The following is an 8,348-nucleotide window of genomic DNA, read 5'->3' as shown; positions in this document are numbered from 1 at the left end:
GGGTGCCGTCAGGCGGGTGGGGTATCTGTCGCAAACATTTTTTGAATCGGTATAATCTAAAAAAATAAAATTCAGTTCGTAGTAAGGACTTTAGTCCTTTTTTGAGAACTAAATTTCTCTCTGCGAGACGCTACGCGTAGCTTGCTTAAGAGGAAGGCTACACCACAAACTTTTAATTATTTACCCTGTTCTACTTATATCCATTTATCTGAATTTTTCATATTTTTTCGCTTAATTTCCTTTAATCGATCCGAATGTTTTTGTAAAATCAATAATGCTTTAGCTAAAAACTTTTTGTCTTCATTAGTGAGCCGTCTTGTTATAGCTTTATTTGCTAACTGCTTCTCTTGCAGAATATATGAAACCAGAGAAAATAATTCTTCTTTTTGACGAGTAGAAGTAATTGTTAATATGGCTTGATTCAGCTTTGCTTTTTTGTCAATCAAATCAATAATTGGGTTATTCATATACTCTAAACTATTTGATATGAAAACATTATGATTATTAATCAGTTTGCCATTTTGGATATTTTTAATATTATTAAAATAATAATTCATTGCTGATTCTGCTAAATTAATCAGCGTCATTTTTCTATCTGTTAAAGTTCTTTCATTAGCATCATTATCTAGGTTTTTTTGTTCTAAAATAAATGAAGTAATATATAATAACTTTTCTTGGTCGTATTCATTAAGTTCCCACAGAGCCTTGTTAAAGTCAATGCCTTTTTGAATGAATTCAACAGGATTATCAAAGATGAGTTTGATAATTTCTCCAACTTGATTTAGTTCGACATCAAATTCTTTGGGAACAAAACTAATGAATGATTCGTTTCCTGTAGTATCTTGTTTATTTGAGGAGGTGGTGAGGAATTCGTTTTTGGCTGTATTTTCTGAGGAATTATTATTATTAATAGCAAGGCGATCGCCAGCACAATGACCACTGCCAAAACCAATATCCAGATTCCCGTAAGACTTTTTTTTTCCGGAATTATTTCCCAATTATCATTAAGCAAACGATTTGATAAACCTCTCCAAACGTTAGCTTCGATGAGAGCAGGTTTTGTTTTTATACTTGTCACTACAATTAAAAGTCCATTTCTTTGAGGCAATTTATGGCGTTCTAATTCTAAAGCTAATTCTTCCCTTAATTTTAAAAAATTCTTCCCGATTTTTGGTTTTAAATCTGCTTCATAATTATCAATAGCTTCTGGATTAGCTAATCGACTAATTTCTTCAAATAACACAGTAAAACCGTATTCTCCCCCAATTGTTATAGCTTTATCAACTTCTTGTTGTAGCTCTCCCCTCAAAGCCCGGACAGTTAGAGACCTTAGTGCTTGTTCGTTATTTTCTGGATATATCCACACAACAGAGTTACGAACTCTACGCCCCATAAAATCAATTCTTTCTTCTCTGGCTTCTAATGCGGTGACTAATAATAATAGTTCGCCATTCGACCGAATTAAAATTATTGATGGAACTTGGCTATCTATCATATCAGCCACACGAAATGCAGTTCCAGAATTATCCAAAATTTGTGTTTGTAAAATAGGAGGAATTTCTGGAACTTGATTGTCTTGTTTAATTTTTAACCAGCGATAATCATACTCTTGATTGATTCCCCGGCTTTGGACATAAAGTTGCATAGTTTTAAATCCTAGTAAATATTCTAGTAAATATTTAGTAATTGTTCGCCTTTAATCACAACAAAACCTCCTGTGGTTTTGCATCCTCGTGCAAATTCATCTACGGCTTTTCTGAGGTAATCATCTAAACTTAACCAACCTCTAACGAAGCTAAAAAATCCCCAACTGCGATTGCGCGAATCTAGATGAAGTTTGAGTAAAAATCTGAGGAGATAACGCAGTAATTGTTCGCTATCTTTAGGATTATAATAAGCATCATGTCTAATTTTGCGAAAATAAAAGTGTGGGTTATTTTGGGAATCAAATTCAATGCGGGAAAAAACTACACTACCAACTGTTTGAATAGGAGTAATTACACTAACAATTAAAGGACTTAATTTTTCTGAATTGAAATGATTAAATAAATTTTCATAACCCTTTTTTACTCGGTCTATTAATTCAGATGCAGATTTATCGTCTTTTAAATATTTCTCACACTTCACCGGTGCAAAAATTACTAATCTAGGTGAATCCAAGTCTTGAAAAGCAGCATTGAAAAGATTTTTTATTTGTTGAGGGCGATTAATTTTTTCGTGCAAAACTCCTTTGGGGTCTTCCATTAAAGCTGGAGCATCAATGGCTATTAAAACTGCCACTGAGTTCTGAAGAAGTTCTTTCACAAATTGTTTTTCTTCTGAAGTTGCACTAGTTTCGTGATATTTGCCAGGATAATCGCGAAAACACAATTGTAATGATGGAGCTTCACCTTTTTTCCCTAAACCAAATCTAAAAGCACGTAAGGATTCAGGGCCGGCTAAAGCTTCTGTCCCTTGAATACCTGTTCTTCCTCTGGCTTCAAAAACATCGATTAAACTTTTTAATTCAACTAAACGGTCTTGTAAAATAGCTGCACTATCATCGTCAGGAGTCAGTTGAAGATTAGTTAACCCAATATTACTTTCAAATTGTTCGTACATTGCTGTTAATAATGTAGTTTTTCCCACACCACTAGGCCCCAGCATTGTAATTTGAAGTTCTTGCATTCCAGTCTCTTTCCTTGATTAATTGAGGAATTGCATTGCGCTTAATTTATTAGCCGTAGCAGCACATTCTATAGAATCTATCCACTCCCGCCTGGTTCTGGTGCGTTCGCCTAATTGCTCAAACTCATCACACCAGACTTCAGAACGAACTTCTTCTAAAAATATCCGCCATTCTGTTTTAGCGCCTTCAGCACGAAGAACGCGGTCTAAAAATTCTTCAACAATGGCAAAAGCAGCTTGGCTAGGTTCAGCTAATAAATCATCTAATGCTGTTCTACATTTGTAAATAGCTTCAGAGTGTAGTGCTTGGAGACATGATAAAACTTCAGATGCACAAGGAGAAGATGAGAGTTGTAAAGATGTTTCATCGGGAGTTAAATCATCTAAACGTTGTCTGATACGATGTTGAATCATTCCTCGATAGGAAAGCTCAAAATCAGCAAGAATCTGGAATCCTAGTTTTAAGCGACTAGGTTGACTGGGAATGAGTTCGTTGGGGATATATGCAGCGATCGCGTTGATAAATTCTTCCCCACGAACATCACTTACAAATCCCAAACCAGCTTGATTAATTAATACCTCAGATACTTGACCTTTCACCCGATCTAATCCCTGTTTTAATCCTTTATCTAATAACAGGAAGTGCTGGGATAAATAAGCACGAACTTCATTTAAATATTCATAATATGCATTGGGATAACCACCAACACGGTTACGTCGAGTTTCAATTTCTGCTTCTGTGGGAATTCCACTATCTTGTTGACAAGTTTTTAAAGCTGCTTCAACCTGTTGTCTAAACTCAATATTTTGAGCATCACGCTGTTCTCTTAATTTTTTTAACAGTGCTTCTAAACCAGTGGTTAAATTATCCCAAAGTTGTGCAAATAAATTTTCAAACAAAGGAAACCAGTTTTCTCCACTCGCAGCTTGTTCTAATACTTGACGAGCTTTTTCTAATTCTACTGCCACTGTATTTTGTAGTTGCACAAGACGTTCTTGACACAGAAAAGCATATTTACTGTCTAGAATCGTAATATTTTTTGCTAGATAATCTAAAATTAATTCCAGCACTTGATTTGCTTCTTGGGGATTGGCACAATTGGCAATAACATGATTAACAACCTGAATATGCTTTTCTGAAAGTGTTTGAGCAAGGTCTTGACAGTTATACCAATTATCGCTGTTATTGGATGTAGAATCAGTCCGATTCAAAATTAGAAAAGACCATAAATTTATCGGTAATTCTGTGATTGCATTGGCCGCAATATCATAAAGTCGTACATCCACATCTGCCCAATAATCACCAGAGGATTTAGGCATACGCACAAAAATTACTGCATCTACATCATGTGCTAAAGTCTTAACTAAACGCTCTTCATCACCAATTCCTGTATCCCCTAATCCTGGCATATCTACCAAGGCAATCTGCCCCACCGCTTCATGAGGAAATTTACAAGTGATTTTTACCTCTTGTACTGCTAAGTAATTAAAGAAAATTCGCTGTCCATCAGTGGTATCTTGAGCCACATATTCGCGAATTTCTGTTTGGCTAATACGTCGGGGTGAAGTTACTTTTAGCAGGTGGCGGTATTTGTCTAAATTAATATGATATCGCCGCAAATGTTGATACATTGCTCCCGGTTCAGCATATTCTGTGAGTTCAACTGGTAAAGGAGGTAAGGGATGATTGGCAAAGGCTTCTAGGGTGATTGGTTTTAAACCAAGACGCAATTTTTCATAGTAAGGTGCTATTACTTCGTCTAAAAAAGACCTTTCAGTATGAAACCAAACTTCTCCATAAGTAGCGAAATTAGAATTATGGTGAATAGTGCTACGAACTCCAGTACAATGTTGGCGATCGCCATCAGGAATTTCCGCTGATGTCAATCCTGTCAAGCTTTGCAATAAACGACTTTTACCTTGCCTTGCCCTTCCAATTACTCCAATATTTAAAGTATTGCGATTAAAACGAGTTTTGAGTTTATTTAAAGCAATTAATTCCGCTTCAATTTTTGTCTGAAGTCCAGAAAAATTTAAGTTATGCAACTTTGCGATAACTGCTTCTTCATCAATTTTTGACAGCAATTGTTCGCTGTGTTGTTGAAGATGATGTAGTGCTAAGCTTAGAGAGCGAAGATTACTTTCTACACGTTCAATTTTATTCACTAAAGGACGACGTTGCTCAATAATACTGATGATTTGAGCAGTTTTATCTAGATTCATAAAATTAGGATGTAACCAAAATAATTCCTTGATAGCGGATGTCAAACTTTTGCTATAAAAGCCATCATCCGTGAAAGTATATGATTCCTGTCTAAATCTAACTAATTTTAGTAAGTCACAGCAACTTTTCAAAATTCAAATCGACAAACCCATACAGAGTTGATGCCAATCTCCAGAAACAATATCCCATTGCCTCTGTTGCTTTTGCCTTCTACTGAGAGTGCAATCACCTCCCTACAACTACTATAGGCTAATCATGGGAAAACACCCATCCATGAAAATTTTTGATAACGTAACGAATTAAAAAGTATTTGCGTAATTTTTTAACTTTGTACTGAAAAGTACTTTCATCATGCATCCATCGCTACTCATTTGCATGGTTAGCGCTAGGATAGCTATGTATTTTTTGGAAGTATAAATATGGCTCAAACTTTTTATGTAAATCCAGTGGCCGGAAGCGATACCAACCCAGGTAGCCAACAAGCCCCATTCAAAACTATTACTCAAGCCCTGAAGGTAGCTACAGTTGATACTAAGATTCAACTGGCAAATGGTAATTACAATGCAGCTAGCGGTGAAGTGTTTCCCCTAACCATTGCATCTGGGGTAATAGTGATAGGTAATGAAACTAACAAAGGAACCAGTATTTTTATTGAAGGAAGCGGTACTTTCCTGAGCCGTACTTTTGCCGCTCAAAATGTCACTTTTGTGCTATCTGATAAAGCCGAACTCCGGGGAGTGACTGTCACAAATCTGGCTACTCGTGGTAGTGGTGTCTGGATTGAATCAACCGCCCCCACTGTTGCTAATAGCACCTTCACTCAATGTAAGCGGGAGGGAGTATTTGCTACAGGGGACGCTAACCCAGTTATTCTAGGTAATGTGTTCAGTGAGAATGCAGCTAATGGAGTGGCGATCGCAAAAAATTCTCAAGGACAAATTCAAGGTAATACTTTCTTCAAAACAGGTTTTGGTATTGCCATTAGTGATACTGCATCACCCATACTGCGAGATAACAAAATTTATGAAAACCGTTCTGGAATCGTCGTTTCTGGTAGCGCCCGTCCCGTCTTGCGGAATAATCTGAGTGAAAATAATACCGATGATGGTCTAACTGTAATTGCAACTGCCCTACCAGATATCGGCAGTACCAATAATCCAGGGGGGAATACTCTACGCAATAACGGTAAATTTGATTTGCAAAATGCCAGTTCCAACAAACTGGTTTCTGTGGGAAATACAATCGATTCGACTAAAGTCACAGGAAAGGTAGAGTTTGCTGATTCTCCAGTCCCAACGCCAACACCAACTCCAACGCCAACACCAACTCCAACACCAACTCCAACGCCAACACCAACTCCAACGCCAACACCAACTCCAACGCCAACACCAACCCCTACACCAACCCCTACGCCAACTCCAACCCCTACACCAACTCCAACCCCTACACCAACCCCTACACCAACTCCAACACCTACACCCACACCTACTATTGAACTAACAGATATTAATAATCATTGGGCGGGTGCATTTATTCGGGAATTAGTCAAATTTGGGATTGTTAATGGTTTTCCCGATCGCACATTTAAACCTGATGCTACAATGACGCGGGCGCAATACGCTGCATTAATAGTCAAAGCTTTCAACCCATCATCAAACCGCGCAGCTACTAAATTTAAAGATGTACCAGCAGACTTTTGGGCAGCCAAGGTAATTCAGCAAGCATATCAAGGTTTATTTCTTTCTGGTTTTCCTGATAATACCTTCGCCCCTAACAAAAATATCCAGCGCGTGCAAGTGATTGTCTCTCTGGTAAATGGATTGGGATTATCTGCTAATGGTACAGCAACCAGCAAAACTTTTGATGACCAAGGAAAGATTCCTGATTATGCTAAGGATGAAGTCATTAAGGCTGTTCAAAAAGAGATTATCGTTAATTACCCGAATCTCAAACAACTCAATCCTACCCGCGATGCTACGCGGGCTGAGGTTGCTGTGATGGTATATCAAGCTTTGTTAGATGCTGGCCGTGTAGCGGCCATCGATTCACCTTATATTGTGAGTGCGTAAACTCCTTTGTTTAGCTTTGCAACACATCAATAGACTTCTAAGAGAAGTCGGGAAAAGGGGAATGGGAAAGGGGGTGCATGTTTGTTATTTTCCCTTTCCCCTTTAACAACGGGGACAAGGGCACAAGGGGACAAGGGAGAAATTTTAATAATAAGTGATTATTGGAACTTGATATTAATTGAGTCTTAAGGAGGTAGCGATCGCACCTTTTGTAAATATATTTTACTACTTAAGATGAATTCCAGTAAAACAAATTTGTATTTAAGATTACAAGTACTAAAATACGAGATTTGCAGGTAATTAATTTTCCCTGCTACTAAGGAGTAATAATGATTTTAAGTCAAAATCAACGCGTTGTAGGCGTATTTATTCATCGTCGAGATGTAGAACAGGCACTACAGGAATTGAAAGATTCTGGTTTAGCGATGGAGAAAGTATCTGTAGTTGTACAGAACCCAGACCGCAATTATGACATTGCCAATAGTGAAACTGGTGATAAAGCTGACGAAGGTGCAACAGTAGGAGGACTTTCAGGCGGTGCTGTTGGTGGTTTGACTGGTTTATTGGTAGGCCTTGGGACTTTAGCGATTCCTGGAGTCGGGCCAATAATGCTGGCTGGCGCAGCTGCAACTGCTTTGGTTACAACTCTTGTTGGGGCAAGTATTGGTGCTGCTACTGGGACTTTTGCTGGTGCATTAGTTGGTTGGGGAATATCGGAGGATCGAGCTAGAGCATATAACGAGCGAGTAGAGGATGGACACTATTTAATAATTGTCGATTGTACATCTTTAGAAATTGTTCAAGTAGAAGCAATTTTACAGCGTTGGGGTATTGAAGAGTTCGGCATTTACGAGCATTTCAATACTGAGTATGAAACTACAAATTATTTGAACACAACGACTTCTGTTAGCGCCATTCCTAATAAAACTGGAATTCTGACCAAGTATGCGATTAATTACTTCGATCGCATAGATAATGCTGAAGCGGCAATTAATGATATGTTGGTTGTGGGTTTTCCAGCAAGCCAGATTTCCTTAATTAGCAAAGACTTTCCTCAATTGATTGGCTCGACAGGTGTTATTTTAAGCGATCGCTTTGATGCCTTGAGGCTAGGAATACCAGATGAGTGGGCACGTTTTTACAACGAACAAATTGAACAAGGCAATTACATACTCATCCTTAGTGGCACAGACAACGATCTCTATGACGTTAGCTTAATTTTGAGCAAGTATGGCGTTCAAGAGTGCCAAATTTATGACCCGATGTTAATTCGTTCTTAAAAGTACGTGCTGCTATTAACATCGCAAACTTATACCATTTTGGATTTTAGATTTTAGATTTTGGATTGTGAAACAGTTAGTAGTAATCGCTTTTGGCTATACATCTGT

The 8,348-nt window shown here is 37.8% G+C and carries 6 protein-coding genes; 2 read left to right on the top strand and 4 right to left on the bottom strand.

Translation table 11 applies throughout. From position 1 onward, the window contains the following. Positions 1-194 precede the first annotated feature (194 nt). The 4 genes from GNE10_RS28455 to GNE10_RS28440 all read right to left on the bottom strand — a co-directional run bounded on the left by GNE10_RS28455 (position 195) and on the right by GNE10_RS28440 (position 4,890). Positions 195-587: a hypothetical protein gene (locus tag GNE10_RS28455; protein WP_185568990.1), complete on the bottom strand. Its 393-nt coding sequence runs from the start codon at positions 585-587 to the stop codon at positions 195-197. A gap of 194 nt (positions 588-781) precedes the next feature. Beyond that, a complete protein-coding gene (locus tag GNE10_RS28450) occupies positions 782-1,645 on the bottom strand; it encodes a hypothetical protein (RefSeq protein ID WP_185568989.1) in 864 nt (287 codons plus the stop codon). A gap of 23 nt (positions 1,646-1,668) precedes the next feature. Further along, positions 1,669-2,667, bottom strand: a complete 999-nt coding sequence (locus GNE10_RS28445) for a hypothetical protein (RefSeq protein WP_099071540.1) — start codon at positions 2,665-2,667, stop codon at positions 1,669-1,671. Between the two features lie 18 nt (positions 2,668-2,685). Further along, complete coding sequence (locus tag GNE10_RS28440) at positions 2,686-4,890, bottom strand: GTPase domain-containing protein (RefSeq protein ID WP_185568994.1); 2,205 nt, start codon at positions 4,888-4,890, stop codon at positions 2,686-2,688. Positions 4,891-5,310: 420 nt separating this feature from the next. On the opposite strand from GNE10_RS28440, the gene GNE10_RS28435 reads away from it, so the two are divergent. Continuing rightward, complete coding sequence (locus tag GNE10_RS28435) at positions 5,311-6,960, top strand: DUF1565 domain-containing protein (protein ID WP_185568987.1); 1,650 nt, start codon at positions 5,311-5,313, stop codon at positions 6,958-6,960. A gap of 329 nt (positions 6,961-7,289) precedes the next feature. Further along, entirely contained in the window at positions 7,290-8,240 is a 951-nt protein-coding gene (locus tag GNE10_RS28430; RefSeq protein ID WP_185568985.1) for a glycine zipper family protein, read from the top strand. Positions 8,241-8,348 lie beyond the last annotated feature (108 nt).

The organism is Nostoc sp. 2RC, from assembly GCF_014222165.1.
Classification (GTDB): domain Bacteria; phylum Cyanobacteriota; class Cyanobacteriia; order Cyanobacteriales; family Nostocaceae; genus Nostoc; species Nostoc linckia.
Note: the sequence above shows the minus strand (reverse complement) of the source record. Positions and strands in the feature narration are given on the sequence as shown.

Bases quoted from the DNA above. Each gene is read 5' to 3' on its own strand.
- GNE10_RS28430 (WP_185568985.1), top strand. From the start codon at position 7,290: ATGATTTTAAGTCAAAATCAACGCGTTGTAGGCGTATTTATTCATCGT.
- GNE10_RS28445 (WP_099071540.1), bottom strand. From the start codon at position 2,667: ATGCAAGAACTTCAAATTACAATGCTGGGGCCTAGTGGTGTGGGAAAA.
- GNE10_RS28450 (WP_185568989.1), bottom strand. From the start codon at position 1,645: ATGCAACTTTATGTCCAAAGCCGGGGAATCAATCAAGAGTATGATTAT.
- GNE10_RS28440 (WP_185568994.1), bottom strand. From the start codon at position 4,890: ATGAATCTAGATAAAACTGCTCAAATCATCAGTATTATTGAGCAACGT.
- GNE10_RS28455 (WP_185568990.1), bottom strand. From the start codon at position 587: ATGACGCTGATTAATTTAGCAGAATCAGCAATGAATTATTATTTTAAT.
- GNE10_RS28435 (WP_185568987.1), top strand. From the start codon at position 5,311: ATGGCTCAAACTTTTTATGTAAATCCAGTGGCCGGAAGCGATACCAAC.